The organism is Burkholderia sp. BC1 (assembly GCF_052683555.1).
This window is the reverse complement of record NZ_JBQYLP010000077.1, coordinates 1-26,558: the sequence shown is the minus strand read 5'-3', so window position 1 is coordinate 26,558 and position 26,558 is coordinate 1. Positions and strand designations below refer to the sequence as shown.

The following is a 26,558-nucleotide window of genomic DNA, read 5'->3' as shown; positions in this document are numbered from 1 at the left end:
CGAAGTAGCCCGACTGCGGCCGACTTTCGAGCAACCCGCGGCTTTCGAGCAACAGGTACGCGTGCAGCACGGTCGTGATGCTGATCCGGTGCTGCTGGCTTGCCTGCCGCACCGACGGCACACGATCGCCGTGCCGGTACACGCCTTGCCGAATGAGTCTCTCGATGTCGTTCGCAAACTTCTCGTAGAGCTTCATCCGCCTCGCCTCGTCGGCGATGATCGGACGGGCCCCGCGTCGGCGCGCGGCGCGCGCCTGCATCGTCGCACGCGGCCGGAAAGCCGCGCACGGCCCGCGGCATGCGGGCTCGGGCATCGTCCAGTACCGTAAGTGAAGGCGGGTAGCAATGCGGATTCCATCGTGACAAGGATCGGCATCCTACTGCGTCAATTCGGCGAATGTAAGTGACAGTTTCGCGGGCCGACGCGAATTTCATCGGGTGTAATGAACAGATCGGCGCACCGCGCGACGCCTCCGTTGCCGCGCGATGCGCACGCGTGCGCTCACGCGTCGTCGACGTCGTCCGCGTCGTGGCCGATCGCGACCTTGCATGCGTCGATGACGACCGTCAGTTGCGCCGCGTCGAGCGCTTCGACCCATTGGCGAATCTGCAGGAGCCGGCCGGTGCCGAGATCGGCGACGCGTTCGGCATCGTCGGTGCTCACGTCGGCGGCCGCGATCGCGCGGTTGTCCGGCAGCGGCGACAGCGCGCCGAGATGTCAAAGCGCCGGTATGTCCGTTCGACCTGCATCGCTTCCTCGCGATCGGCATGCATCGACGCGCCGCGCTCAGCCGAGCGCGTGGCGCATCACCTTGCCGCCGAATCCCGTCACGACGTTGTCGACAGAGAACGGCGTCGCTTCCTTCGCCTCGAGAATCACGGCGGCGCTGCCGGGCGCGAGCGTCGCCGCGACCGATTCGACGAAGCGGCCGTCGAGCAGCGCGCTGCCCGCCGCATCGGCGAGCACGCCCGCGCCCGCACCGGCGGCGAAGCCCGTCACGACGCCCAGCGGGCCCGCGAGCAGGCCGAGCAGCGCGCCGGCGATCGCGCCGATCGCGCCGCCGCGAAACGGCCGCGCCTGGGCGTCGAGCACCGCGAGCTTGCCGGCCGCATCGCGTTCGACGACGACACCGTTGTCGATCGTGAATCCCTCGTTCTTCTCCGACAACGCGTCGAAATCGTTCGCCGCGCGTCGGGCCAGATCCGCGCTGCCGAATACGGCAACGATCAGTTGCTTGCTCATCTGATCCCTCTCGTTTGCAAGGCGCGCCCCGCCGCGGTGCGACGGTTCGGCGCGGGCGCCTGCCGGCCGGCGCGAAGCAGCAGCCGCGGCCGGCGTGCGTTCAGATGCCGATTGCGCGTTCGCGGGCGCGTGCGGCGTCGACATACGCGCGTGCGGCCGCGGCCTGCATCGCCGCAGCCGGTTCAGGCTGCGCGCCGGCCGCGTCGCGCGCAGCGCGCGCCTGCCGGTACGCCTGCTCGGCCGCGTGCTGCAAGTCGATCGCGCGTGCGAAGTCGTTCGGGTTCGTCGTCATGTGTGAACCTCCGTCGTGCGCGTCGCGCCGCGACGCCGTGCCGTTTGCCAACCGAAAGCTTCCGCGTGCGTCGCTCACCGGCTCGCACGCACATCGTCCTCGACGTCGCCGACTTCGGCCGGATACCGGTGCTGGCCGAAACTGAGGATCAGCACGCCGAGCGCGAGCAGCACGATGCCGAACGTCGTCATCAGCATGCGCTCCGGGCTGTCGGTCGCGCCGCGCAGGATCAGGTCGCGCGCGAGCGACGTCATCGCGATGAACAGCGGAAACCGCACCGGCAGGCGGCCGAGCCGCAGATAACGCACGTCCATCGCGAGCACTTCGAGATACAGGAACATCAGCAGCAGGTCGGTCAGCGACACCTCGCCCGCGAGCATGACCTTCCACGCCTCCTGAGCCATCGCGAACGCGGTCGCAAGACCGATCACGATCAGCCCCGCGAGTTCGGCCGCATGAAGAAAATGGCCGAAGCGGCGGCGAATGCGCTCGGCAGGCGAACAGGCGACGGTGGACGTATTCAGCATGTTTCGTGATTCGATGGAAAACGCGCGCAGCTCAGCGACGCGCCACATGCAACGCGTGCGGCGCAGCGCGGCGCGCCTCGGCGACGTGTGCGTCGGGCGGCCGGATGCCGGCATCGGCCATCGCATCGTCGACGGCCGACAGCGTGCGAATGCAACACTGATGAAACGCGACGCCGGCATCGGTGCACGCGACGCCGTCATCGGCGCAGCGCAACAGCAGACGGCAGCCGAGATAGCGTTCGAGGCCGTCGATCCGGTCGCTCACGTGCGCGGCGCCGAGCTTCAGTTCGGACGCCGCACCGGGCAGCCCGCCGTGCTCGACCACCGCAACATAGATGCGCATCGCTTCAAGCAGATTCATCGTCGTGCTCCTCGTCGGCGGCCGAGCGAACCCAATCTACTGCACGCCACCTGCACAAACAAGAGCACAGCCGCGCGTGCGGCAGGAGTACAGCCGCGCATCGGCACGATGGATTCGGTGCATGGTTTGCGGATTCGCAGGACAGATCGGCGATACGTGTTCCAAAGACTCGCCGAAGCTGCTAGATTGCAGGCTCGACCGCGCGATGCGCAGCGAACGTCGCGCACCGGGCGCATGCGCCGCGCCCGCGTGCATCGCTGTTCCGCATTCGCGGCGATTGCGCCGCATTGCGCGTTGCGACCGTACGCAGCGCGTTTCATCCGCATGTCATACAAGAGAACAGTCGCATGACCGAGTTCATCCGTTTCCGTTCGCGCGCCGCGGCAGCCGCGCGCCGTCCGTCCCGACATGACTGACCGGCAGGCCGCGATGGAAACACGTCCCCCGCTCTCCCAGGCCGTCCACAGTCCGATCACGCGCAGCGCGATCTTTCTCGTCGCGACGATCAATCCCGGCGACGCCCATGCCGACACGATCCGCTCATGGTGCGGCGACATCGCCGCGCTCGTGCGCTCGGTCGGCAAGCGCGTGCCGGGCGGCAACCTGTCGTGCGTCTGCGGCTTCGGCTCCGACGCATGGGACGCGCTGTTCGGCGAACCGCGTCCCGCGGCATTGCATCCGTTCCGCGAATTCGGCGCCGGCCAGCGCGTCGCGATCGCGACGCCCGGCGACATCCTGCTGCACATTCGCGCCGATGCGATGGACCTCTGCTTCGAGCTCGCGACGCAACTGCTCGCCGCGCTCGGCGATGCGGTGACCGTCGTCGACGAAGTGCACGGCTTTCGCAACTTCGATCAGCGCGCGATGATCGGCTTCGTCGACGGCACCGAGAATCCGGAAGGCCGCGATGCGGTCGACTTCACGGTGATCGGCGACGAGGATGCGGCGTTCGCCGGCGGCAGCTACGTCATCGTGCAGAAATACCTGCACGACATGGCCGGCTGGAACGCGCTGCCGGTCGAGACGCAGGAGCGCATCATCGGCCGCACGAAGCTGTCCGACATCGAACTGGCGCCGGACGTGAAGCCGTCGTCGTCGCACAGCTCGCTGACGACGCTCGACGAGAACGGCAAGGAAGTGAAGATCCTGCGCGACAACATGCCGTTCGGCCGGCCGGGCGCCGGTGAATTCGGCACTTATTTCATCGGCTATGCGCGCTCGCCGGCGCCGATCGAGCAGATGCTCGAGAATATGTTCGTCGGCCGCCCGCCGGGCAACTACGACCGGCTGCTCGATTTCAGCCGCGCGGTCACCGGCTCGCTGTTCTTCGTGCCGTCGGCCGACCTGCTCGACGCGCTGCCCGATCGCGCCGCGCCCGCCGAGGCCGCCGAGGCCGCCGCGCCCGCCCCGTCATCGAACGAGCCGCACCGCGACGGCTCGCTGAAAATCGGATCGCTCAAAGGAGTCAAAAGCGTATGAACAATCTGCACCGCGAACTCGCACCGATCTCCAGCGCCGCCTGGGAGCAAATCGAGGAAGAAGTCGCGCGCACCTTCAAGCGTTCGGTGGCCGGCCGCCGCGTGGTCGACGTCGAAGGCCCGAAGGGGCCCGAGCTCTCGGCCGTCGGCACCGGGCACCTGCGCGACGTCGCGGCGCCGCGCGAGCACGTCGATGCGCGGCTGCGCGAGGTGCGCACGATCGTCGAGCTGACGGTGCCGTTCGAACTCGACCGCGCGGCGATCGACAGCGTCGAGCGCGGTGCGCGCGACGCCGACTGGCAGGCGGCCAAGGAAGCCGCGCAGCGGCTCGCGTTCGCGGAAGACAGCGCGATCTTCGACGGCTATCCGGCCGCCGGCATCGTCGGGATCCGCGAAGGCACGTCGAACCGCAAGCTCACGCTGCCGAGCGACGTCGGCGCCTATCCGGACGCCATCAGCGATGCGCTCGAGGCGCTGCGCCTCGCGGGCGTCGACGGCCCGTACTCGGTGCTGCTCGGCGCCGACGCCTATACCGCGCTCAGCGAGGCGCGCGATCAGGGCTATCCGGTCATCGAGCATATCAAGCGGATCGTCAGCGGCGAGATCATCTGGGCGCCGGCGATCAGCGGCGGCTGCGTGCTGTCGACGCGCGGCGGCGATTACGAGCTTCATCTCGGCGAAGACGTGTCGATCGGCTATGCGAGCCACACCGACAAGGTCGTTCGCCTGTATCTGCGCGAAACCTTGACGTTCCTGATGCTGACGAGCGAAGCGTCGGTCGCGGTCGCGCCGGCCGCCGGCACGGCCGCCTGATGCGCCGCCCGCGCGCGATGCCGGCCCGGCGTCGCGCGCTTTGCGGCCGCACGACGGCCGCCCGTTCGTCGCCGATCGAACCCATCCCGCATGGAGGGAATCATGAGCGATACGAATGATGCAATGCAGAAGCTGCAAGCCGCCGTCGACGGGCTGAAGCAAACCGTCGACGCCAACGCCGGCAGCCAGACGGCCGAGGTCGCCGTGCTGTTCACCGTCGTGTCGCTGATGCTGGCCGAACTGCCGCCCGACACGCGCAATCTGGTCGAAGATTCCTTTTCCGTATGGGCCGACGGTCTGTCGGACGCCGCGTTGTCCGCGCGCGTCAAGCAGATCGCGCGACAACGGCTCGCGATGACGTTCGACGCGTGACGCCGCCGCGTCGCGCGCGAGCGCCGGCCGGCTCGCGCCATGCAAGCCGCCCTCTTCGTCGCCGCTTGCGCGGCGCACAGCGGTTGCGCCGCCCGCGCGCCCGCCCCTGACACACCGGCCACCGCAGCCGCCGCGCGCCGTCGCGCGCTCGCGCTCGCGCTGCGGTTTCCGGCGCGCATCGTCCGCGCAGCGCCGCCGCCCGGCGCGCTGCGCGCCGAGGTCGCGGCGCGCGCCGCACGCGCCGCCTGCCGCCGCCTTTCCCCTCGCCCTGCGCCGCGCCCGCCCGTGCAGGGCCGCGCACGCGCGTCTGTACTCCTCGCGGCCCGCGTTCGCGCGCATGTGAGGGTGCAATTTGCCGACGGACCGGCACGGAACTGTGTCTTGGATGGGTTCCGGCGATTCGCTATTTTGAACGCAGTCGAAGTCGTGCCGCGGGCTCCACGAAGCACGCGCGTACGCGGTGCCGAACGCCGTCGCCGGCTGCCGCGTCGCGCGCTGCGCGACGGTACGGGCGCCGAGCGCGCGCCGCCGCGCCGCGCCGCGTGTCGCGGTCAGCACGTTCCGTTGCCGCCGCGCATCGGGACGTCGCCCTTCGATCCACTTTCATTGACAGGAGCCAGACCACCATGCCCGCACTTTGCGACATCTGTCACGCCCGGCCCGCCGTCGCGCGCGCCACCGTGATGCAGGACGGCGAACGCAAGACGATCTCGATCTGCGACTATCACTTCCGGCAGCTGATGCGCCATCAGAGCATGCTGAATCCGTTCGACTCGCTGCTCGGCGGCGGTCCGTCGTCGCTGTTCGGCGGCCTCGACGAAGCATCGCCGCTCGCCGCGGAAATCCCGCGCGAATCGGTCGACCCGACCGACGCGTTCAGCGAGCAGACGCTCGAGCTGCTGCAGCGCGCGGCCGAGAAGGCGCACGAGCTGCGCCGCAACGAACTCGATACCGAACACCTGCTGTACGCGCTCGCCGACACCGACGTTTGCGCGGCACTGCTGAAGGAACTGAAGCTGTCGCCGCAGGACATCAAGGCCTACATCGACGAACATGCGCACACCGGCAACGCCGATCCGGACCAGTCGCTCGAGAAGCTGTCGATCTCGCCGCGCGTGAAAAAGGCCGTGCAGTACGCGTTCCAGGCGTCGCGCGATCTCGGCCATTCGTACATCGGGCCCGAGCATCTGCTGATCGGGCTCGCATCGGTACCGGACAGCATCGCCGGCACGCTGCTGAAGAAATACGGCGTGACGCCCGAGGCGCTGCGCCAGAAGGTCGTGAAGGTCGTCGGCAAGGGCGCCGAAGACGGCCGCGTCGACACGCCGACCGGCACGCCGAATCTCGACAGGTTCGGCCGCGACCTGACCGCGCTCGCGCGCCAGGGCAAGCTCGACCCCGTGCTCGGCCGCGCGCAGGAAATCGAAAGCGCGATCGAGGTGCTCGCGCGCCGCAAGAAGAACAACCCCGTGCTGATCGGCGAGCCGGGCGTCGGCAAGACGGCGATCGTCGAAGGGCTCGCGCAGCGGATCGTCAACGGCGACGTGCCGGAAGTGCTGCGCGGCAAGCGCCTCGTCGAGGTCAACATCAATTCGATGGTCGCCGGCGCGAAATACCGCGGCGAGTTCGAGGAGCGCGCGAAGCAGCTGATCGACGAAGTCACCGCGAAGCAGGACGAACTCATCCTGTTCATCGACGAGCTGCATACGATCGTCGGCGCGGGGCAAGGCGGCGGCGAAGGCGGGCTCGACATCGCGAACGTGCTCAAGCCCGCGCTCGCGCGCGGCGAGCTGAGCCTGATCGGCGCGACGACGCTGAACGAATACCAGAAGTACATCGAGAAGGACGCGGCGCTCGAGCGGCGCTTCCAGCCCGTGTTCGTGCCGGAGCCGAGCGTCGAGCAGACGATCGTGATCCTGCGCGGGCTGCGCGACAGCCTCGAAGCGCACCATCAGGTCACGTTCTCCGACGACGCGTTCGTCGCGGCCGCCGAATTCGCGGACCGCTACATCACCTCGCGCTTTCTGCCCGACAAGGCGATCGACCTGATCGATCAGGCGGCCGCGCGCGTGCGGATCGGCGCGACCTCGCGCCCGGTCGACATCCAGGAAGACGAAGCGCAGATCGCGCAGCTCAAGCGCGAGCAGGACTACGCGACCTCGCGCAAGCGCTTCGACGAGGCAAAACAGTTCGAAGAACAGATCAACGCGAAACAGAAGGCGCTCGACGAGAAGATGGAAGCGTGGCAGCGCAAGACCGGCTCCGAGACGCTCGAGGTCACGGTCGAATCGGTCGCCGAAGTCGTCTCGCGGCTGACCGGCATTCCGGTGTCCGAACTCACGCAGGAAGAGCGTCAGAAGCTGCTCAAGATGGAAGAGCAGCTGCGCGAGCGCGTGGTCGGACAGAACGACGCGGTGGTCGCGGTCAGCGATGCGGTGCGCCTGTCGCGCGCGGGGCTCGGCCAGACGCATCGGCCGATCGCGACGTTCCTGTTCCTCGGGCCGACCGGCGTCGGCAAGACCGAGCTTGCGAAGGCACTCGCCGAAAGCGTGTTCGGCGACGAGCAGGCGATCATCCGGATCGACATGTCCGAATACATGGAGCGGCACGCGGTCGCGCGGCTGATCGGCGCGCCGCCCGGCTACGTAGGCTACGACGAAGGCGGTCAGCTGACCGAGCGCGTGCGGCGCCGCCCGTACAGCGTGATCCTGCTCGACGAGATCGAGAAGGCGCATCCGGACGTCTACAACGTGCTGCTGCAGGTGTTCGACGACGGCCGGCTCACCGACGGCAAGGGACGCGTCGTCGACTTCAGCAACACGATCATCATCGCGACGAGCAACCTCGGCGCGGCGATCATCATGGACAACCTCACGCAGCCGGAAGCCGCGCGCAAGACCGACAAGGCGATCCGCGAAGAACTGATGCAGGTGCTGAAAGGCCACTTCCGCCCCGAGTTCCTGAACCGGATCGACGAAGTGATCGTGTTCCATGCGCTGTCGAAGGAGAACATCCGCTCGATCGTGCAGATCCAGCTCGATCGCGTCGTACGCACCGCGGCCGCGCAGGACATCCAGCTCGTGATGGGCGAATCGCTGATCGAGCATCTGACCGAAGCGGGCTATCAGCCGGAATTCGGCGCGCGCGAACTGAAGCGTCAGGTGCGGCAGACGATCGAGACGCGGCTCGCGAAGGAAATCCTCGCGGACGCGCTGAAGTCGGGCGATCGCGTCGAGGTCGACTACGACAAGGACCGCGGCGAAGTGACGTTCAACAAGCTGCCGCCGGCCGAGGCGAAGGACGGCAAGGACGCCAAGACCGCCAAGCAGGCCGGCAACGGCAGCGCGAAGGGCAACGGCAGCGCCGCTGCGGCCGACGGCCGGCCCGACGGCGAGGCCGGCGCGAGCGATGGCGCGCCGGCCGAGGCACCGCCGCCCGCGAAGAAGTCCGGCAAGAAATCGTCCGGCGCGAAGAAGGACGCACCGTGAAGCCTCGGCCGGTGCGCGCGGCGGCACGTCGCCGCGCGCACCGGCCGCCCATGAACCCGCGCGGCCCGACATCGGGGCGCGCATGACCGTCTGCGTCCGCCGGGCGCAGACGTCCCCGCCGTCGCACGGCGCAACCCGGGCTGCCCGCAACGCGGCGCAGCGGATGGAGAATCACATGACAAATCGACGCGAAGTGCCAGGCATCAGGAAGTACGACGGGCCCGCCGGCGGTTGGGGCGCGCTTCGCGCGACAGCCGAGGCCGTCCGCACGCAGATGGAGACCATCGAGGCACCGATCACGCTGATGCGCACCAACCAGCCGGACGGCTTCGACTGTCCCGGCTGCGCATGGCCGGACAAGGAGCACAAGTCGACGTTCCAGTTCTGCGAGAACGGCGCGAAAGCCGTCACGTGGGAAGCGACGACCAAGCGCGTGACGCCCGAATTCTTCGCGGCGAATACGGTTTCGTCGCTGCTGCGCATGTCCGACTACGAGCTCGAGAACATGGGCCGGCTCACGCACCCGCTCGTCTACGATCGCGCGACCGACACGTTCCGCGCGGTCGAATGGGACGACGCGTTCGCGCGCATCGGCGAAGTGCTGCGCGCGCTGCCGCCCGAGCAGATCGAGTTCTACACGTCGGGCCGCGCCTCGAACGAGGCCGCGTACCTGTATCAGCTGTTCGCGCGCGAACTCGGCACGAACAACTTCCCCGACTGCTCGAACATGTGCCACGAGCCGACGAGCGTCGGGCTGCCGCAGTCGATCGGTATCGGCAAGGGCACCGTGTCGCTCGAGGATTTCGACCAGTGCGAGCTGATCATCTCGATCGGCCACAACCCGGGCACCAACCATCCGCGGATGATGGGCACGCTGCACGAATGCGCGCGCCGCCACGTGCCGATCATCGTCTTCAATCCGCTGCGCGAACGCGCGCTCGAACGCTTCGCCGATCCGCAGGACATGATCGAGATGGCGTCGTTCGGTTCGACGCGGATCGCATCGACGTATTACCAGGTCGATGCGGGCGGCGACGCGGCCGCGCTGAAGGGCATCATGAAGGCGCTGCTGCAGCTCGAGGCCGAGCGCGGCGACATGCTCGATCGCGCGTTCATCGCGCAGCACACCGAAGGCTTCGACGCGTTCGCGGCCGATCTCGAGGCGACGTCGTGGGACGACATCGAGCATGCGAGCGGGCTCAGCCAGACGCAGCTCGAACAGGTGGCGCTCGCCTATGCGAAGTCGAACGCGACGATCGTCACCTACGGGATGGGCGTCACGCAGCACAACAAGGGCACCGCAAACGTGCGGCTGATTGCCGATCTGCTGCTGTTGCGCGGCAACATCGGCAAGCCGGGCGCCGGCATCTGTCCGCTGCGCGGCCATTCGAACGTGCAGGGCAACCGCACGGTCGGCATCACCGAAAAGCCGTCCGCCGAGTTCCTGAAGAAGCTCGAGGACGTGTTCGGCTTCACGCCGCCGTCGCATCACGGTCACGACGCGGTGCAGGCCATGCAGGCGATGATCGACGGCACCGCGAAGGCGCTGCTCTGTCTCGGCGGCAATTTCGCGGTCGCGCTGCCCGATCCCGAGCAGTCGTTCCCCGCGATGTCGAAGCTCGATCTGAGCGTGCATCTCGGCACGAAGCTAAACCGCTCGCATCTGCTCGTCGCGAAGGAGACCTACATCCTGCCGGTGCTCGGGCGCACCGAGCTCGACGTGCAGGCCGGCGGCCCGCAGTCGGTGACGGTCGAGGATTCGATGTCGATGGTCCATGCGTCGGCCGGCAAGCTGAAGCCGGCCTCCGAGCATCTGCGCTCGGAGCCCGCGATCGTCGCCGGCATCGCGCATGCGACGCTGCCGAACAGCAAGGTCGCGTGGCTCGACCTGATCGCCGACTACGACCGGATCCGCGATCTGATCGACCGCACGATTCCCGGCTTCGAAGCGTTCAACGAACGGATCCGCACGCCGGGCGGCTTCCGGCTGCCGCTGCCGCCGACCGAACGCGTGTGGCCGACGCCGACCGGCAAGGCGATGTTCTCGGTGTACAAGGGCGTCGCGGAAGACGCGGAAGTGCTCGGCGGCGAGCAGGTGCTGCGGCTCATCACGCTGCGCAGTCACGACCAGTACAACACGACGATCTACGGGCTCGACGATCGCTATCGCGGCGTGTTCGGGCGGCGCGACGTGCTGTTCATGAATCCGGCGGATCTCGAGAAGTACGGTCTCGAGCACGGCGACCTCGTCGACATCGAGACGATCAGCGCGTCCGGCCGCACGCTGCGTCTCGAGAAGATCACCGCGATCGAGTACGACATCGCGCCCGGTTCGGTCGGTGCGTACTACCCGGAAGCGAACGTGCTCGTGCCGCTCGACTATATCGACAAGGAAAGCGGCACGCCGTCGTACAAGTCGGTGCCGGTGCGCGTCGTGCGCTCGGCGACCGTCTGAGCGGCGGGCCGGCGCGCGGCATGCCGTGCGCCGGCCGCGCAGCGCTTGCCGCCCGCGTCGCGCGCCCGGCTCAGCGCGCGGCGCTCGACGGCAGCGACGCGGCCGTCTGCTTGCGGCGATACGCGCTGTCGCGCGTCGCGAGCCAGTAGTACAGCGGCGAGGTCAGCACGAGGCCGACCAGCCACGACAGATCCGCACCGCCGAGATGCGCGGGAATCGGCCCTGCATACATCGGCGTGTTCATGAACGGGATCTGCACGACGATCCCGACCGCATAGGCGAGCAGCGCCTGCGGATTGAAGCGTCCATAGATGCCGCCGTCGACGAGGAAGATCGACTTGATGTCGTACTTCCCCTTGTGGATCACGTAGAAGTCGATCAGGTTGATCGCGGTCCACGGCACCAGCACGACGAGCAGCGCGAGCACGAGATCGACGAGGTGGCCGATGAAGTTCGTCGACGCGCCGATCGCCGCGTAGCAGCACGCCACGAAAATCACGACCGACAGCACCGCGCGCGCCTTCGCGGTCGGAATCCACCGGTATGCGAACGTCTGCACCGACGTGATGACCGCGAGCACCGCACCGTAGAGGTTCAACGCGTTGTGGCTGATCACGCTCAGCAGGAACAGCACGAGCATCAGCGGGCCGAGCGCGCCCGTCGCCTGCTTGACCGCGTCCATCGTGTCGGCGCCGGCCGGCACCGCGAGTACCGCGACCGCGCCGAAGATGAACGCGAGCGTCGAGCCGATCGCGCAGCCGAGATAGGTCGCCCAGAACGTCGACGCGACGCCGACGTTCTCCGGCAGATAGCGCGAATAGTCCGACACGTACGGCGCGAACGCGATCTGCCAGAGCGCGGACAACGATACCGTCGCGAGCCAGCCCGCGAAGTTGAAGCCGCCGCGCGTGAAGAAATCGTCGGTGCTCACGTGCGACAGGATCATCCAGAAGCCGACGGCGATGCCGATTCCGAGCACCCACGTGCCGATCCGGTTCAGGATATGGATGAACCGGTAGCCGACGATGCCGATCAGCCCCGAGCCGACCGCGCCGATCACGATGCCGACCGGCACCGGCACGGCCGGCGCAATGCCGTGCACCGACTTGCCGGCGAGCACGATGTTCGACGCGAAGAAGCCGACGTACATGACGGCCGCGATGACCGTCACGAGCAGCGCGCCCCACGAGCCGAACTGCGCGCGGCTCTGGATCATCTGCGGGATGCCCATCTGCGGCCCCTGCGCGGAATGCAGCGCCATCAGCACGCCGCCGACGGCCTGGCCGACGACGATCGCGACGATCGCCCACATCAGGTTCAGATGAAAGATCTGCACGCCGAGCGCGCCCGTCACGATCGGCAGCGGCGCGATATTGCCGCCGAACCAGAGCGTAAACAGATCGCGCACCTTGCCGTGCCGGTCTGCGGGCGGCACGTAGCCGATCGTATGCTTCTCTATCATTGGGGACGCGTTGCGGTCCGCGGTCGTCATGATGATATCTCCTGTGCAGCGCGGCGGGTGCCGGCGCGGTCGATGTCGGAGACGATGGTGCGCCACGCGCGCGGCGACCGGAAAATACTAAAAATATTTCCGAGCCATATGAAAAAGCTCTGCAGCGACGATCGCGGCCGCGGAATTGTTCGGGTATGGTGCTACCCCGACATCCTGGAACCGCCGCCCCCGCGCGGCGCCAGGCCCAGCGATAGAGGTGCTTCGTGGCTCACTACACTTTGCGGCAGTTGAAATACTTCGTGACGACGGTCGAGGCCGGCAGCGTCGCCGAGGCGTCGCGCCAGCTGTTCATCGCGCAGCCGTCGATTTCCAGCGCGATCAAGGGTCTGGAGGAGAGCTTCGGCGTGATGCTGTTCATCCGCCATCACGCGCAGGGCGTGTCGCTGACGCCGAGCGGCACGCGCTTCTACCGGAAGGCGCAGGAACTGCTGCGCATCGCGCGCGAATTCGAACAGAACGCGCTCGCGGACAACGACGTCGTGTCCGGCCAGATCGACATCGGCTGCTTCGAGACGGTCGCGCCGCTGTATCTGCCGCAGCTGATCGCAGGCTTTCGCGAGCGCTATCCGGGCGTCGACATCCGGCTGCGCGACGGCGATCAGCAGGAACTCGTGCAGGGACTGACGGCCGGCAGCTTCGATCTCGCGTTTCTCTACGATCACGATCTCGACGCGACGATCGAGACCGAGCCGCTGATGCCGCCGCAGCAGCCGTACGTGCTGCTGCCGGAAAACCACCGCTTCGCGAGCCAGGCGCAGGTGTCGCTGCACGACCTGAGCGTCGAGCCGATGATCCTGCTCGACGTGCAGCCGAGCCGCACCTACTTCGTCAGCCTGTTTCACGAACTGGGGCTCACGCCGAACATCGTGTTCGCGTCGCCGTCGATCGAGATGGTGCGCGGGATGGTCGGCCAGGGCTTCGGGTTCTCGCTGCTCGTCACGCGCCCGCATTCGGAATACACGTACGACGGCCGCCGCGTCGTGACGATCGGCATCAGCGAAACGGTCAGCCCGTCGGGGCTCGTCAGCGCGCGGCTCAAGCGCGGGCAGCTGACCAAGCAGGCGCAGGCGTTCGTCGAGTTCAGCCGCGAACGGCTCGCACAGATCCACGCGGCGCCGCCTCGCTAGCGCGCGGCGCCGCGCTCGAGCGCCGGCATGTCGGCGCGCCGGAACGTCGGTGCATCAAGCGCCTTGCGCGAGATGCGCGGCCAGCCGCGCGAGCATCGCATCGCAGCCGTGCAGCTGCGCGAGCGTCACGAATTCGTCGGGCTTGTGCCCCTGATCCATGCTGCCCGGCCCGCAGACCACGGCCGGAATGCCGGCCGCGCCGAACAGCCCGCCTTCGGTGCCGAACGCGACGGTGCCGAACGCGTCCGAGCCGGTCAGCATCGCGAGCAGCCGCGCGGCGTCGCTGTCGCGCGCGGTCGCGAGGCCCGGATAGGCGCCGAGCGGCTGCAGCCGGATGTCGGTATCGGGCTGCACCGCGCGCATCGCGGGCAGCAGTTCCGTTTGCGCATAGTCCTGCAGCGCGCGCGGCACGTTCTCTGCGTCGAAGCCCGGCAGCGCACGCACTTCGAAGTCGAACGTGCATTCGGCCGGCACGATGTTCAGGGCGCGCCCGCCGTCGATCAGCCCGGCCTGCACGGTCGAGAACGGCGGATCGAAGCGGCCGTCGCGATGCTCGGGACGCGCGAGCGTGTCGCCGATCTCGCCGAGCCGGCCGATCAGCTTCGCCGCATAGTGGATCGCGTTCACGCCCGACGGCGCGTAAGCCGAATGACAGGCCGCGCCCTTCACGTGACAGCGCATCGCAAGCTTGCCCTTGTGGCCGAGCACCGGCTTCAGCTCGGTCGGCTCGCCGATCACGCAAAGGCGCGGGCGATCCGCGCGCTGCGCGAGCGCCTCGAGCATCGGCCGCACGCCGACGCAGCCGATCTCCTCGTCGTACGAAAACGCGAGATGCACGGGCTCGCGCAGCGGCTGCGCGACGAACGCGGGCACCGCGGCGAGCACCGACGCGATGAAGCCCTTCATGTCGGCGGTCCCGCGTCCGTACAGGCGACCGTCGCGTTCCGTGAGCCGGAACGGATCGACGGTCCAGGCCTGTCCGTCGACCGGCACGACGTCGGTATGGCCGGACAGCGCGATCCCGCCGCCGCCGCGCGGGCCGATCGTCGCGTAGAGGCTCGCCTTCGTGCGCTCGGCGTTGTAGAACAGTTCGCTCTCGATCCCGAAGCCGCGCAGATAGTCGCGGATGAAATCGATCATCGCCAGATTCGAATCGCGGCTGACCGTCGTGAAGCCGATCAGCCGTTCGAGCAGCGCGCGGCTCGCTCCGTCACTCATCGCCGGGCACTCCGTAGCGCGGCGCGGCGGTCGGGTCCAGCGCGCGCGTCTGGTAGTCGTGCATCTGCGGACGGTACGCGCGCCACAGCGCATCGAGCTGCGCGATCGGCGCCGTGTCGGCCCAGTCGACGCGCAGATCGACGATCGGCCAGGTCAGATCGCCGGCCACCTGCAGCGCGGCCGAATGCACGGGTCCCGCCTCGCCGCCGGCCGCGACCGCCGCGTGCATCGCGGCAAGCAGCCGATCGGCGAGCAGCCCGTGCGCACGCTCGAAGGCCTCGACCATCGCATCGATCACGCCGGTCGACGCGAGCAGATTGCCGGCCGCGACGCACTGCTCGCCGGTCGCCGCGTGGTGCGTGCCGAGCGCCTCGCTGCCCGTGAAGCACGCGGTGCGCCCCTGCCCGTCGATCACCGTGACCTGCCGGTACTGGCTCCAGCCGTTCGCGCTCAACGCGCGGTCGAGCGCCGTGCCCGGCGCGCACTGCTCGCGCTCGATCCGGTCGAGGATCTGCGGGCCGAGCGCCGGCAGCGTGACGTTCTGCGTCGCGACCGCGCCGACGCCCGCACGCACCCACGGACAGCGCGCACCGACCGCGATGCTCGACGAGCTGATCGCGATCCCGAGCTGCCCCGTCTCCGGGCAGCGCCCGACGATCGAGAACGTCATGCCGCCTCCTGCGTGCGGTTCGGCTGCCAGTTGTCGGGAATCACCGCGATCACGTCGATTTCCATCAGCCATTGCGGCTGGCCGAGCGCCGATACGACGAGGCCCGTCGAGATCGGATAGACGCCCTTCAGCCACTTGCCGACTTCGCGATACACCGGCTCGCGGTAGCGCGGGTCGGTCAGGTACGTCGTCGTCTTCACGATATGCGTGAGGTCGCTGCCCGCTTCCTCGAGCAGCTGCTTGACGTTCTTCATCGCCTGCTCGGCCTGCGCGCGCGGATCGCCGAGACCGATCAGATTGCCGTCGAAATCGGTGCCGACCTGGCCGCGTACGTAGACGGTATTGCCGGCACGCACGGCCTGGCACAGATCGTTGTCGAGCGACTGGTTCGGATAGGTGTCGCGCGTGTTGAACATGCGGATGCGGGTATGGGTCGGTTCGCTCATCGGTGTCCTTCGTTCGGGTCTCGTGTCGGATGAAACGCCCGCCGTGCGCGATGCGCATTCGTGCGGCGGGCGCGTGAAATCGGGCGGCGACGCTGAGTGGCGTTCAGCTCAGCGCGTCCGCGAGCGGGCACGCGGCCGGCGCCGTGCCGGCGTCCTGCGCCGCACGACGCTGCGCGCCCGTGTGGTAGTCGAGATATTTGCGCTGGGTCGCGATGTGGTCGGCGATGTGCCTGGCGTCGTGCCACACGCCCCAGATGAAGCTCGATCCGCGTCGCGACAGCCATGGCAAGCCGACGAAATAGATGCCGGGCTCCTTCGACACGCCGCGCTGATGCTGCGGCTTGCCGTTCTCCGCGAACGCGTCGACCTTCAGCCAGCCGTAGTCGACCGCGTAGCCGGTCGCCCAGACGATCGACGTGACGCCGGCCGCCGCGAGGTCGAGCGTCGCAAGCGGATGCGTGACGCAGTCGGGATCGGGCAGAATGCAGCGCGCCTCGGGCTCCTCGGGCAGATCGAGGCCGTTGCGTGCCGCGTACGCGTCGGCCGCGTCGAGCAGCGCGAGATAGTTCGCGTCGCCGCGCGCGAGATTCGCGGCGAGATCCGCTTCGAATGCGACGACGACGCCGTCGAACGCGCGCGTCATCCCGACCAGCGTCACGCCCTGGTTCGCGAGCGCACGGAAATCGACCGTGTGGCCGCCGCGCGCGCCGCTGACCGCGATCGTCACGTGTTCGCGGCCGGGCGTCGCGACTTCCTTGTCCCATTCGCCGAGCACGCCGAGCCACCAGCAGAAGTCGCGGCCGCGATACGCGCGCGGCGGGCGATCGTGCGGGCCGACCGATAGATAGACGCGGCGGCCCGCGCGCTGCAGTTCGTCGGCGATCTGCACGCCCGACGAGCCGGCGCCGACCACGAGCACGCCGCCGTCCGGCAGTTGCGCGGGATTGCGATAGTCGGCGGAGTGGATCTGCGTGAGACGCGCGTCGCGCGGCGCGATCGGCGGAATCACCGGACGCTGGAACGGGCCGGTCGCGACCACCACGCGCATCGCGTCGATGCGGCCGGCCGAGGTCTCGACGACGAAGCCCGGCTTGCCCGCCTGGCGCACGACGCTCGTCACTTCGACGCCGGTGCGGATCGGTGCGCCGATCTTGCGCGCATAGGCTTCGAAGTAGTCCGCGACCTGATCCTTCGATGCGAACGCGTCGGGATCGAGGCCGTCGAACTCGAGCCCCGGAAAGCGGTCGTGCCACGCGGGCCCGTTCGCGACCAGCGAATCCCAGCGCGCGGTGCGCCAGCGCTCGGCGATGCGGTCGCGCTCGAGCACGAGATGCGGCACGCCGAGCTTGCCGAGGTGCTCGCTCATGGCCACGCCGGCCTGGCCGGCGCCCACCACCAGCGTATCGATTGCGGTTGTTTCGACTGTCACGTCTGTCTCCTTCTGAAGTGCGGCCCGCGCGGCACCGGCGCTCGCGCGAGTTCGAATGGAGACATTCTGCTGACGCGCCGCGCGGCGCGAAATGAGGTTTTTTGTCGTCGTTGGCGAGAAAAAAGCTGGCCCTGCGGGACGGCCTTGACAGGCGGGCGCGCGCGCCGGGCCGTGCGCGCGGCCGTCTCGGGCGATCGCGTTCGTCGGTCTCGCGCAATGTTCAGACGAAACGCCGTGCAGCCCGTTGCACGCGCAACGGTCCCCGATTCACGGCGTGCGGACCGACAATCGTTGACGGTCTTCGCCGCGCGGAACTGGTACGATGCGCGTCGTTTTCCTGATCGTCACACCGCCGCGCGCCGGTCCGGCCCCTTTGCACCAACCGCCGGAACCGCGCGCCCGCGCCAGCAACATGAAGAAATTGATGCAGTACCTCCGCACCCTGCACCGGCTCGACCGCGCACTCGTCGCGCGCGCATGCGCGCTGCTGTCGATGGCGGCGCTGCTTTATCTGATGTGGCCGTCCGCCGAGATCGCGCGGCTCGCGATGGAGTCGACGCTGCGTTGAATCTCTGAATCGCGCCGCGGCGCGACGCACGACGCGCGCGCGGGAGCACGCCGTTACGTGATCTGGTACGTCGACGCCGGCACATACTCTTCCGGCAAGTCGCGCTCGCCCAGCTCGAGCACCGAGCGCTCGATCGTGCGCGTCATCGCGTCGAGCGCGAGCGCATTCGGCGCGAGCCCGAACGGCTCGGCCACCTCGTTCGCGATCGCCTCGAGCGCAATCAGCGTGTACGAGATGAACACGCAGATCAGCGGCGTGAAGAATTCGGTCGAATCGACGAGGCCGAACGGCAGCAGCACGCAATACGCATACACCGTGCGATGCAGCAGCACGCTGTACGAGAACGGGATCGGCGTCGAGAGGATCCGTTCGCAGCCGCCGACCGTCTTGCCGAGCGCATCGAGCTGCGCGTCGAACATCCAGCAGATCGTCTCGCTGCCCGGCGTGCGGCCGAGCGCGTGCACGAGCTCGCCGCGCAACAGGTCGAGGATCGCGACGGGCCGGTACGCCTTGCGCGCGAGCAGGCCCGCACGCTCGGCGCCGAGGATGCGCTCGAGGTCCGGCAGCGGATCGGTGTGCCGCAGCTCGTGCTTCAGCGCATAGGTGAACGCGATCAGCCAGTCGGCGAGCCGATTGCGCTGCGCGTCGTCGACGCTGTCGGGCAGATAGCGCCGCATCTGCGACGTCAGCGCGCGTGCGGCGATCAGCAGATTGCCCCACAGCAGCCGCGCCTCCTTGAAGCGCTCGAAGCTCGCGTTGTTGCGAAACGCGAGGAAGATCGCGAGCGCGAGCCCGAACAGCGTGAACGGCGCGGTGTTCAGCGGAATCTTCTCGCCGAAGATGCGCCCGTTCGTGAAGACCGCCAGCGTGCTGACGATCGCCATGAAAGCGAGTTGCGGAATGATCGATTGAAGCACGGAGCCGTTCCATACGAACAGCATCCTGAGCCAGTTTTGTCTTGGTCTGACGATCATGGTGAGTATTCCGACTGACCGCGCGTGCGCGCGGGCATCCTGCGATGCGCGACGGCCCGCGCTGGGCGGGCCGCTCTTCCGTTCCGTGCCGGCTTGCGCCGCTCAGTGATAACCGATGTCGCCCTCGCGCACCTTGCCGCGGAACACGCGATACTGCATCGCGTTGTAGACGAGGATCACCGGCAGCACGATCACCGTGCCGACGAGCGCGAACAGCTGGCTCGAATGGCTCGACGACGCATCCCAGATCGACAGCGAGGGCGGCACGATGTTCGGCCAGATGCTGATGATGAGCCCCGTATAGCCGAGGAACACGATGGCGAGCGTCAGCAGGAACGGCGTGGCCTCGTGCCGGTGCTTCACCGTGTGGAAGATGCCCCAGACGCACGCGACGACGAGCACCGGCACCGGCAGGAACCAGCCGAGATTGCCGCTGCCGAACCAGCGATGCGCGACGGCCGGCAGGCCGATCACGGTCCACAGGCTGACGACGGCCATCACGCCGAGCAGCACGGCCGTCAGCGGCTTCATCAGCTCGCGCATCTTGCGCTGCAGCTCGCCGTCGACCTTGAGGATCAGCCAGCCGCAGCCGAGCGTGGCATACGTGACGAGCACGCCGATCCCGCAGAACAGGCTGAACGGCGACAGCCAGTCGAACGGGCCGCCCACGAAATGGTTGTTCTCGATCCGGATGCCCTGCAGCAGCGAACCGAGCACGATGCCCTGGCAGAACGCGGCCAGCGCGGAGCCGCCCATGAACGCGAGATCCCACATGTGCTGCGTGCGGTTCGCCTTCGCGCGCAGCTCGAATGCCGCCCCGCGGAAGATCAGCCCGACCACCATCAGGATCAGCGGCAGGTAGTTGGCCGGCAGCAGCGTCGAATACACGACCGGAAACGCGCCGTACAAGCCTGCGCCGCCGAGCACGAGGAACGTCTCGTTGCCGTCCCACACCGGCGCGACCGTGTCGAGCATCACCTGCCGCTCGGCTTTCGCGTCGAAGAACGGAAACAGCAGACCGATGCCGAGATCGAAGCCGTCGAGCATCACGTAGAGGAACACGCCGAGGCCGATGATCGCGGCCCACACGACAGGAAGATCGATTTGCATGCTTTACTCCGCTTCGGCCGTATCCAGCGGCGTCGACAAGGCGCGATTGCGCAAGCCCGGATGCCGGTGGAGCTCGATATACCCGGCCTGCGCGGCCGGCCCGTGCTTCATCAGTTTCATCATGTAATAGATGCCCGTTCCGAATACGAGGAAATACACGACGACGAACACCAGCAGCGATACGCCGACCTGCTGCGCGGTGAGCGGCGACACCGAATCGATTGTGCGCAGCACGCCGTATACGGTCCACGGCTGCCGGCCGACTTCGGTCGTGATCCAGCCCGCGAGCAGCGCGACGATGCCCGACGGCCCCATGCAGAGCACGAACCACTGGAACCAGCGCGTTTCATAGAGGCGCCCGCCCTTGCGCAGCAGCAGCCCGAGCAGCGCCGTCAGCAGCATCAGCATCCCGAGCCCCGCCATGATCCGGAAGGTCCAGAACACGACCGGCGAATACGGACGATCCTGCGGCGCGAATTCCTTCAGCCCGCGAATTTCGCCGTCCCAACTGTGCGTGAGGATCAGGCTGCCGAGGTGCGGCACCTGGATCGCATAGCGCGTCGTCTCGGCCTGCATGTCGGGCAGGCCGACGAGGTTCAGCGCGGTGCCGCCCTTCTCGGTCTCCCAGAGCCCTTCGATCGCCGCGATCTTCGCCGGCTGATACTCGCGCGTGTTGAGGCCGTGCGCATCGCCGACGACGATCTGGATCGGCGCGAGCAGCAGCATCCAGAGCGCCATCGAGAAGCTGCGCTTGACCGGTTCGTCGCGGCGCCCCTTCAGCAGATGCCATGCGCCGCACGCGGCGACGATGAAGCCCGCGACGATGAACGCGGCGATCGTCATGTGCACGAGGCGATACGGGAACGACGGGTTGAACACGACCTTGAGCCAGTCGACCGGCACGACGAGGCCGTTCTCGATCCGGTAGCCTTGCGGCGTCTGCATGAAGCTGTTCGACGCGAGGATCCAGAACGTCGAGATCAGCGTGCCGACCGCGACCATCAGCGTCGCGAAGAAATGCGCGCGCGGGCTCACGCGCTGCCAGCCGAACAGCATCACGCCGAGAAAGCCCGCTTCGAGGAAGAACGCGGTCAGCACCTCGTAGGTAAGCAGCGGCCCCGTGATGTTGCCCGCGATGCGCGAGAAGCCCGACCAGTTCGTGCCGAACTCGTAGGCCATCACGACGCCGGAGACCACGCCCATCCCGAAGCCGATCGCGAAAATCTTCGACCAGAACTGGAACATGGATTTGTAGGCCGCGTCGCCGGTGACGAGATAACGCCATTCCAGCACCGCGAGGAAGCTCGCCATGCCGATGCTGATCGCGGGGAACACGATGTGGAACGACACCGTGAACGCGAACTGCAAGCGTGCGAGATGGAACGCATCGAAGATTTCCATGATCGTAATGTGCTCGTGGTTGTGAGGACGTGCGCCCGAAACTGGAAATCGCGCGACGGCTCGATGGCATGTACGAGCGCAGCTGGACCACGTCGCACGGCATCGAAGCGTGAATGACGATAGCGCGTTTCGAACGATACTCGCAATCGCTCTCGCGTGCATCGAAACTGTGCTCGCCGCGTCGCCGAAGATGTGTACACGGAAAACCAGTTGCACGTGCAGACGGGCGCCAGCTGTACTGCTTTCCGTGCCGCCGCGCTGTGCACACGCAGCTGCGCCGAACGCCCTTAAGATCGTTTCCAAAGCCCGCCCGGCACGGCTGCGCGACGCGGCGCGGCGCCGCGGCAGGCCCGTTTCCGTCGTCCGGCACAGCGCGCGGGACGCGGCCGGCAGGCCGGCCGATTCGACTGGAGAAACCCGTATGGAATCCTGCGTTCGCGACGAAGCGCCGGCCGGCAGCATCGGCTGTCATGTGACGCGTCATCGTGCCGGTGCGTCGCAGCGCGTCGTCGATCGCGTCGTCGACGAATGCCCCGTTGCACTCGTGTTCAACGGCATCGCGCATACCGTGATGATGGCGACGCCGATCGATCTCGACGCGTTCGGCGTCGGCTTCGCGCTCAGCGAAGGTATCGTCGAGCGCGCGTCGGACGTATTCGACATCGACACCGTGTACCGGACCGGCAGCGCCGAAGTGCAGCTGACCGTGTCGCAGCAGGCGTTCATGGCGCTGAAGGCACACCGCCGCGCCCTTGCCGGCCGCACCGGCTGCGGCGTGTGCGGCATCGAAAGCATCGCCCAGCTCGATCTGCATCCGCCGCGCATCGCGGCCGCCGGCAGCGCGGCCGACATCGGTGCGGACGCCGTCGCGCGCGCCGCGCGCACGCTGCCGGCGCGGCAGACGCTGATGCACGTGACGGGCGGCATCCACGCGGCCGCGTGGTGCGACCGCGACGGCAACGTGCTCGACGTGTTCGAGGACGTCGGCCGTCACAACGCGCTCGACAAGCTAATCGGCTGTCTCGCACGCCGCCGCGCGGACTTCGGCGCAGGCTTCGTGTTCCTGTCGAGCCGCGCGAGCTACGAACTCGTGCGCAAGGCTGCGCGCGTCGGGATACCGATGCTCGCGACGATCTCCGCGCCGACCTCGCTCGCGATCGACGTCGCGCGCGAAGCCGGCATCCGGCTCCTCGGCTTCTGCCGCAACGACGGCTTCGTCGAATACGTGTCGCCGGCCGCCACCCTTTCCACCCTGTCGCGATGAAACCCTTGCTCGATTTCGATACCGCCCAGCAGTATTTCGCGACCGCGTTCGCGCCGCTCGATGCGGCCGTGACCGTGCCGCTCGCCGATGCGGTCGGCCGCATCCTGGCCGCGCCGCTGTTCGCGTCGCTCGATCAGCCGCCCGTCGATCACAGCGCGATGGACGGCTACGCCGTACGCGCCGCCGATCTCGCCGGCGCCGAGCCGCTGCGCATCGCGCAGCGCTGCTATGCGGGCGATGCGCCGGCGCCGCTCGCGCCGCGCACGGCCGCGCGGATCTTCACGGGCGCGCCGATTCCGGCCGGCGCCGACACGGTCGTGATGCAGGAGCACGCGCACGAGCGCGACGGCTGCGTGACGTTCGACGCCCCGCCGCGCGCCGGCACGCATATCCGGCGCCGCGCCGAGGAACTGCGCGCGGGCGATCTGCTGATCCCGGCCGGCGTCCGGCTCGGCGCGATGCACGTCGGCGTCGCGGCCGCGCAAGGCGTGTCGGCGCTCGACGTGCGCCCGCCGCTGCGGGTCGGCATTCTGACGACGGGCGACGAACTCGTCGCGTGCGGCGCGCCGCGTGCGCCGCAACAGATCTACAACAGCAATGCGCCGATGCTCGCCGCGCTGGTCGCGGGCACCGGCGCGGCCGTCGTCGCGAACCTGCATGCGCAGGACACCGCAGACGCCGTCGAGCGCGCGTTGCGCGACCTGCATGCACGCTGCGAGCTCGTCGTGTGCGTCGGCGGTGCGTCGGTCGGCGACAAGGATCTGCTGCGCGGCACGCTGAACGCGCTCGGCGCGGCGTTCGTCGTGTCGGGCGTGCGGATGAAGCCCGGCAAGCCCGTCGCGCTCGCGCGACTCGATGCGCGGCCGGTCGTGCTGCTGCCCGGCAATCCGGGCGCCGCGACGACCGCGTTCGCGCTCTTCGTCGCGCCGCTGATCCGCCGGCTGCAGGGGCGCGCCGAGCGGCTGCCGGTCGTGCCGTCGCTGCCGCTCGACATCGACGTCGAATCCGATCCGCAACGCGAGCGCTTCATCCGCGTGCGCTGCGACGTCGCGCCGAACGGGCTGCCGCTGCTCGATGCGCTGCGGCAGCAGGGCGCCGGCACGCTGAACTCGCTCGCGCATGCGAGTGGTCTCGCGCGCGTGCCGGCCGGCGAACGGATCGCGCGCGGCGAGCCCGTACCGTATTACGACTTCGCGCGCTGGCTCGCATGACCATGCTGCGCGCAGCGTCCGCCGACGCGAACTGTATCCCTGCATTTCGCGTGCGATTGTGCCTCTGCCGGCCGACGCGCGCGCACTATCCTCACGAGGAGGCTCGCCGCGGCCCGTGCATCCGCACGCAACCGCACCGCGACGCCGCCCCGCTCACCCGATGCAGGCCGACGAACCGATCGTGAACGCCATCGTTTCCGCCGCGCCGGCCGGCGCCGCCGTGTTTGGCGACGCAGCGTCCGACGCCCTCCTCCGCACGGTCGACACGCTCGACCGCCCGCTGCGCGACTTGCGGCTGTCCGTCATCGATCGATGCAACTTCCGTTGCGGCTACTGCATGCCGCGCGAGATCTTCGGCTCGGACTATGCATTCATGCCGCCGGCCGACCGGCTCTCGTTCGCGCAGCTCGAACGGATCGCGCGCGCGTTCGTGTCGCTCGGCGTCGAAAAGATTCGGATCACCGGCGGCGAGCCGCTGCTGCGCCGCCACCTCGAAACGCTGATCGAACGGCTCGCCGTATTGACGACCGTCGACGGCCGCCCGGTCGAACTCGCGCTCACGACGAACGGCGCACTGCTCGCCGCGAAAGCGCGCACGCTGCGCGATGCCGGGCTCACGCGCGTGACCGTCAGCCTCGACGCGCTCGACGACGCCGTGTTTCGCCGGATGAGCGATGCCGACGTACCCGTGTCGCGCGTGCTGGCCGGCATCGAAGCCGCGCAGGCCGCGGGCCTCGCGCCCGTGAAGGTCAATGCGGTGATCGAGCGCGGCGCGAACGACGATCAGATCCTGCCGCTCGTGCGCCACTTCCGTCATACGGGCGTGAGCGTGCGCTTCATCGAATACATGGACGTCGGCGGCGCCTACGGGTGGTCGCACGACAAGGTCGTGACGGCTGCGCGGATGCGCGAGCTGATCGACGCCGAGTATCCGCTCGTCACCGTCGGCGGGCCCGCGCACGACGCGACCGCGATCCGCTGCCGTCATGTCGACGGCGGCGGCGAAGTCGGCTTCATCGCAAGCGTGTCGCATCCGTTTTGCGGCACGTGTTCGCGTGCGCGCGTGTCGGCCGACGGCACGCTGTACACCTGCCTGTTCGCGACGCAAGGCACCGATCTGCGGCCCTGGCTGGACGATGCGACGCCGCTCGACGGCCTCGCCGCCGCCGTTCGCGCGCGCTGGACGCAGCGCGGCGACCGCGCATCCGAGCAACGCGCCGCGCGTGCCGCCCGCACGCCGCGCCATCCCTATCCGACCGTGCGCATGTCGCTCGTCGGCGGCTGACACGCCGCCGCGCGATGCCGGCCGATCGCTTCCTGGAGAACCGTCATGACGACCTTCACCGAACCCCACGCCGAACCGCCCGACGATCCGCTGCGCGGCGAACATCCGCCTGAAACGGCCGTGCCGCACGGCGCGCCGCTGCCGGCGATCGCCGCCGGTTTCGAAGTGCGCGTGCAGTATCAGCCGATCGATGCGGGTGTCGAGCTTGCGCCGATCGTGCGCAATCCGCATGTCGGTGCGGTCGTGAATTTTCTCGGCGTCGTGCGCAACGAAGGCGACATCGACGACGTCGTCGCGCTCGAAGTCGAACACTATCCGACGATGACCGAGCAGGCGCTCTGGAGCATCGTCGAAGAAGCGACCGCTCGCTGGCAGCTCGAGACGGTCAGAATCGTGCATCGCGTCGGGCGCATTCCGCTCGGCCATCCGGTCGTGCTCGTCGTCGTCGCGGCCGCCCATCGCGCGGCCGCGTTCGACGCATGCGAATTCCTGATGGACTTCCTGAAGACGCACGCGCCGTTCTGGAAGAAGGAGATCCGGCAGGACGGCGCGTCGGGCTGGGTCGAAGCGAAGGCGCTCGACGATCAGGCGATGCGTCGCTGGGGCTGAACGACATGAAACTGACGATCAAGTACTTCGCGAGCATTCGCGAACAGCTGCAGGTCGACGAGGAAACCGTCGACATCGATACAAGCGAACTCACGGTCGACGCGCTGCGCGGCACGCTGGCTGCGCGCGATGCGCGCAGCGCCGACGCACTGCGGATGGACCGGCCCGTGCGGGCCGCCGTGAATCTCGAGATGGTGACGGGCGACTTCGTCGTCCGCGACGACAGCGAGGTCGCGTTCTTTCCGCCCGTGACGGGCGGCTGACGTCAGGCTGATCGCGACGTTCAGCGGCGCCGCGCACGCGCGCGCCGCGGACCTTGCGATCTCGGCCGCCGCGAGCCTGCCCGCGATCGCCGGCATGCAGGTCGTGCGGCGCTGCGCGACCGCATGTTGCCGACGCTGTTTCGCCGCGTCGTGCTGCCGCACGCGAGCGCGATCCGGCAGCGCGTGCGCATGGGTTCTGAAAGCTCGCAAGCGTACGATGCGCAGGCCGGCCGCATCGCCGGCATCGTGCCACTTCAGAGATTCGACATGGAAACCTACCTGCTGCTCGGCTGCGGCCTCGGCGTCGGCCTGCTGATCGCGATCTGGGGCGTGTGGTCGCTGCGCTGAGCGGCTCGCGCCGCGCGACCGTCAGCGCACGCAACCGGCGGCCAGCTTGCCGACCGTAATCACGGCCTGCTCGATTTCGGGCGACCACGGGCTG

The 26,558-nt window shown here is 68.4% G+C and carries 26 protein-coding genes and 2 pseudogenes; 14 read left to right on the top strand and 14 right to left on the bottom strand.

Annotated features, from left to right (window positions below):
• From ACSHSS_RS26030 to ACSHSS_RS26005, 6 genes and pseudogenes are all read right to left on the bottom strand, one after another.
• A partial coding sequence (locus ACSHSS_RS26030) for a GntR family transcriptional regulator (protein ID WP_445545718.1) occupies positions 1-196 on the bottom strand: 196 nt, incomplete at its 3' end.
• A gap of 305 nt (positions 197-501) precedes the next feature.
• Positions 502-773, bottom strand: a pseudogene (locus tag ACSHSS_RS26025) (hypothetical protein).
• 13 nt (positions 774-786) lie between these two features.
• On the bottom strand, positions 787-1,242 hold the full coding sequence (locus ACSHSS_RS26020; RefSeq protein WP_035956274.1) for a DUF1269 domain-containing protein: 456 nt from the start codon (positions 1,240-1,242) through the stop codon (positions 787-789).
• Between the two features lie 100 nt (positions 1,243-1,342).
• On the bottom strand, positions 1,343-1,534 hold the full coding sequence (locus ACSHSS_RS26015) for a hypothetical protein (RefSeq protein ID WP_048995348.1): 192 nt from the start codon (positions 1,532-1,534) through the stop codon (positions 1,343-1,345).
• Between the two features lie 74 nt (positions 1,535-1,608).
• The gene (locus ACSHSS_RS26010; protein ID WP_043280603.1) at positions 1,609-2,061 is read right to left on the bottom strand and encodes a phosphate-starvation-inducible protein PsiE; all 453 of its coding nucleotides are present in this window, start codon (positions 2,059-2,061) and stop codon (positions 1,609-1,611) included.
• A gap of 31 nt (positions 2,062-2,092) precedes the next feature.
• Positions 2,093-2,422, bottom strand: coding sequence for a helix-turn-helix domain-containing protein (locus ACSHSS_RS26005; protein WP_006413081.1), 330 nt, complete (start codon positions 2,420-2,422; stop codon positions 2,093-2,095).
• Between the two features lie 408 nt (positions 2,423-2,830).
• Here ACSHSS_RS26005 and ACSHSS_RS26000 point away from each other — a divergent pair, with 408 nt between their 5' ends.
• The 5 genes from ACSHSS_RS26000 to ACSHSS_RS25980 all read left to right on the top strand — a co-directional run bounded on the left by ACSHSS_RS26000 (position 2,831) and on the right by ACSHSS_RS25980 (position 11,028).
• Complete coding sequence (locus ACSHSS_RS26000; protein WP_039226381.1) at positions 2,831-3,901, top strand: Dyp-type peroxidase; 1,071 nt, start codon at positions 2,831-2,833, stop codon at positions 3,899-3,901.
• Entirely contained in the window at positions 3,898-4,713 is an 816-nt protein-coding gene (locus tag ACSHSS_RS25995) for a family 1 encapsulin nanocompartment shell protein (protein ID WP_006398867.1), read from the top strand. The genes ACSHSS_RS26000 and ACSHSS_RS25995 overlap by 4 nt, the downstream gene beginning before the upstream one ends.
• Before the next feature lie 102 nt (positions 4,714-4,815).
• Positions 4,816-5,085, top strand: a complete 270-nt coding sequence (locus ACSHSS_RS25990) for a hypothetical protein (protein ID WP_006413082.1) — start codon at positions 4,816-4,818, stop codon at positions 5,083-5,085.
• Between the two features lie 626 nt (positions 5,086-5,711).
• Positions 5,712-8,573, top strand: a complete 2,862-nt coding sequence (locus ACSHSS_RS25985) for an ATP-dependent Clp protease ATP-binding subunit (protein WP_105854104.1) — start codon at positions 5,712-5,714, stop codon at positions 8,571-8,573.
• A 175-nt stretch (positions 8,574-8,748) separates the two neighbouring features.
• Positions 8,749-11,028: an FdhF/YdeP family oxidoreductase gene (locus ACSHSS_RS25980; protein ID WP_048995168.1), complete on the top strand. Its 2,280-nt coding sequence runs from the start codon at positions 8,749-8,751 to the stop codon at positions 11,026-11,028.
• A 70-nt stretch (positions 11,029-11,098) separates the two neighbouring features.
• Here ACSHSS_RS25980 and ACSHSS_RS25975 read toward each other — a convergent pair whose 3' ends face one another.
• On the bottom strand, positions 11,099-12,520 hold the full coding sequence (locus tag ACSHSS_RS25975) for a purine-cytosine permease family protein (RefSeq protein ID WP_012217844.1): 1,422 nt from the start codon (positions 12,518-12,520) through the stop codon (positions 11,099-11,101).
• A 224-nt stretch (positions 12,521-12,744) separates the two neighbouring features.
• On the opposite strand from ACSHSS_RS25975, the gene ACSHSS_RS25970 reads away from it, so the two are divergent.
• Entirely contained in the window at positions 12,745-13,668 is a 924-nt protein-coding gene (locus tag ACSHSS_RS25970) for a LysR substrate-binding domain-containing protein (RefSeq protein WP_006398860.1), read from the top strand.
• Between the two features lie 54 nt (positions 13,669-13,722).
• Here ACSHSS_RS25970 and argE read toward each other — a convergent pair whose 3' ends face one another.
• The 4 genes from argE to ACSHSS_RS25950 form a co-directional block, all read right to left on the bottom strand.
• A complete protein-coding gene (argE, locus tag ACSHSS_RS25965) occupies positions 13,723-14,886 on the bottom strand; it encodes an acetylornithine deacetylase (RefSeq protein WP_006414712.1) in 1,164 nt (387 codons plus the stop codon).
• Positions 14,879-15,556 carry a DUF1028 domain-containing protein gene (locus ACSHSS_RS25960; protein WP_006414728.1) on the bottom strand — a complete coding sequence of 226 codons (678 nt, stop codon included), beginning with the start codon at positions 15,554-15,556 and terminating at the stop codon, positions 14,879-14,881. Before ACSHSS_RS25960 ends, argE begins: the two co-directional genes overlap by 8 nt.
• Positions 15,553-16,002 carry a RidA family protein gene (locus ACSHSS_RS25955; RefSeq protein ID WP_006414729.1) on the bottom strand — a complete coding sequence of 150 codons (450 nt, stop codon included), beginning with the start codon at positions 16,000-16,002 and terminating at the stop codon, positions 15,553-15,555. The genes ACSHSS_RS25960 and ACSHSS_RS25955 overlap by 4 nt, the downstream gene beginning before the upstream one ends.
• Before the next feature lie 103 nt (positions 16,003-16,105).
• Positions 16,106-17,431, bottom strand: a complete 1,326-nt coding sequence (locus ACSHSS_RS25950; RefSeq protein ID WP_006414713.1) for a flavin-containing monooxygenase — start codon at positions 17,429-17,431, stop codon at positions 16,106-16,108.
• A 412-nt stretch (positions 17,432-17,843) separates the two neighbouring features.
• Here ACSHSS_RS25950 and ACSHSS_RS25945 point away from each other — a divergent pair, with 412 nt between their 5' ends.
• Positions 17,844-17,999, top strand: a complete 156-nt coding sequence (locus ACSHSS_RS25945; protein ID WP_153259939.1) for a hypothetical protein — start codon at positions 17,844-17,846, stop codon at positions 17,997-17,999.
• 53 nt (positions 18,000-18,052) lie between these two features.
• On the opposite strand, the gene ACSHSS_RS25940 is transcribed toward ACSHSS_RS25945, so the two are convergent.
• The 3 genes from ACSHSS_RS25940 to ACSHSS_RS25930 all read right to left on the bottom strand — a co-directional run bounded on the left by ACSHSS_RS25940 (position 18,053) and on the right by ACSHSS_RS25930 (position 21,484).
• Entirely contained in the window at positions 18,053-18,973 is a 921-nt protein-coding gene (locus tag ACSHSS_RS25940) for a bestrophin family protein (RefSeq protein ID WP_006414711.1), read from the bottom strand.
• Between the two features lie 102 nt (positions 18,974-19,075).
• Complete coding sequence (cydB, locus tag ACSHSS_RS25935) at positions 19,076-20,083, bottom strand: cytochrome d ubiquinol oxidase subunit II (protein WP_006414720.1); 1,008 nt, start codon at positions 20,081-20,083, stop codon at positions 19,076-19,078.
• A gap of 3 nt (positions 20,084-20,086) precedes the next feature.
• Entirely contained in the window at positions 20,087-21,484 is a 1,398-nt protein-coding gene (locus ACSHSS_RS25930) for a cytochrome ubiquinol oxidase subunit I (protein ID WP_048995086.1), read from the bottom strand.
• A 421-nt stretch (positions 21,485-21,905) separates the two neighbouring features.
• On the opposite strand from ACSHSS_RS25930, the gene fdhD reads away from it, so the two are divergent.
• From fdhD to ACSHSS_RS25895, 7 genes and pseudogenes are all read left to right on the top strand, one after another.
• Positions 21,906-22,748, top strand: a complete 843-nt coding sequence (gene fdhD, locus ACSHSS_RS25925) for a formate dehydrogenase accessory sulfurtransferase FdhD (protein ID WP_006414716.1) — start codon at positions 21,906-21,908, stop codon at positions 22,746-22,748.
• Complete coding sequence (locus ACSHSS_RS25920; protein WP_043281224.1) at positions 22,745-23,959, top strand: molybdopterin molybdotransferase MoeA; 1,215 nt, start codon at positions 22,745-22,747, stop codon at positions 23,957-23,959. Before fdhD ends, ACSHSS_RS25920 begins: the two co-directional genes overlap by 4 nt.
• Before the next feature lie 160 nt (positions 23,960-24,119).
• Complete coding sequence (gene moaA, locus ACSHSS_RS25915) at positions 24,120-25,244, top strand: GTP 3',8-cyclase MoaA (RefSeq protein WP_043281223.1); 1,125 nt, start codon at positions 24,120-24,122, stop codon at positions 25,242-25,244.
• Positions 25,245-25,289: 45 nt separating this feature from the next.
• Positions 25,290-25,853, top strand: a complete 564-nt coding sequence (locus ACSHSS_RS25910) for a molybdenum cofactor biosynthesis protein MoaE (RefSeq protein WP_006414715.1) — start codon at positions 25,290-25,292, stop codon at positions 25,851-25,853.
• A gap of 5 nt (positions 25,854-25,858) precedes the next feature.
• Positions 25,859-26,116, top strand: a complete 258-nt coding sequence (moaD, locus tag ACSHSS_RS25905; RefSeq protein ID WP_006414714.1) for a molybdopterin converting factor subunit 1 — start codon at positions 25,859-25,861, stop codon at positions 26,114-26,116.
• Between the two features lies 1 nt (position 26,117).
• Positions 26,118-26,272 (top strand): annotated as a pseudogene (locus ACSHSS_RS25900) (sulfite exporter TauE/SafE family protein); the annotation flags it as partial.
• Positions 26,267-26,464, top strand: a complete 198-nt coding sequence (locus ACSHSS_RS25895; protein ID WP_373421993.1) for a hypothetical protein — start codon at positions 26,267-26,269, stop codon at positions 26,462-26,464. The pseudogene ACSHSS_RS25900 and the gene ACSHSS_RS25895, both read left to right, overlap by 6 nt.
• The last annotated feature ends 94 nt before the right edge of the window (positions 26,465-26,558 follow it).